Origin of the sequence: Psychrobacter urativorans (assembly GCF_904846675.1) — a bacterium.
GTDB classification, from domain to species: Bacteria; Pseudomonadota; Gammaproteobacteria; order Pseudomonadales; family Moraxellaceae; genus Psychrobacter; species Psychrobacter urativorans_B.
In genome coordinates this window covers 1-695 of the sequence record NZ_CAJHBT010000061.1, presented here as the reverse complement: position 1 = coordinate 695, position 695 = coordinate 1, and the positions used below count along the sequence as shown (strand labels likewise).

The 695-nt window shown below is 37.0% G+C and carries 1 protein-coding gene; it reads left to right on the top strand.

All coding sequences use genetic code 11. The features are described 5' to 3' along the window. The coding region (locus JMY06_RS11710) for a DNA cytosine methyltransferase (RefSeq protein WP_201618418.1) at positions 1-695 on the top strand (695 nt) is incomplete at both ends.

Genomic DNA, 695 nt, shown 5'->3' with positions numbered 1-695 from the left:
CGTAATCAGCTATATAAAAAATTCGTCGATTTTGTATCATTCTATCAACCCAATGCTTTCGTAATGGAAAATGTTCCTAACATTATCTCGATGGATAAAGGTGCTGTTAAAGACGATATCCTTGAAGATTTCAGTAAGTTAGGCTACACGGTTAACTACAAGATTCTTTTGGCATCGGACTACGGAGTACCGCAGAATAGACGAAGAGCTTTCTTTGTCGGACTAAAAAATAATAAAGAAAATAGCCCAAATTTTGAGTTTCCTACTCCGACCTTTAATGAGCATGTAACTTGTGAACAAGCTATATGCGATTTACCAGAATACAGTGTAGAGGATGGTAAAAATTATACGACTGATCCACAAAATGATTACCAGAAACTGATGCGCGCTAATAGTAAAGAACTACACAACCACAAAGCGACAGTACACACCGATAAAACAGTATCAATTATTTCTCAAGTACCTAATGGAGGGAACTATAAAGACCTACCTGAACACCTACAGTCCACTCGCAAAGTAAATATTGCTTGGACACGCTTTAGTAGTACAAGACCAAGCTTTACTATTGATACCGGACATAATCATCATTTTCACTATCTTTACAACCGAGTGCCAACGGTGCGAGAAAGTGCAAGATTACAGTCTTTCACTGATGCTTTTATTTTTCTGAAAACAAAAACAAGCCAATACAAACA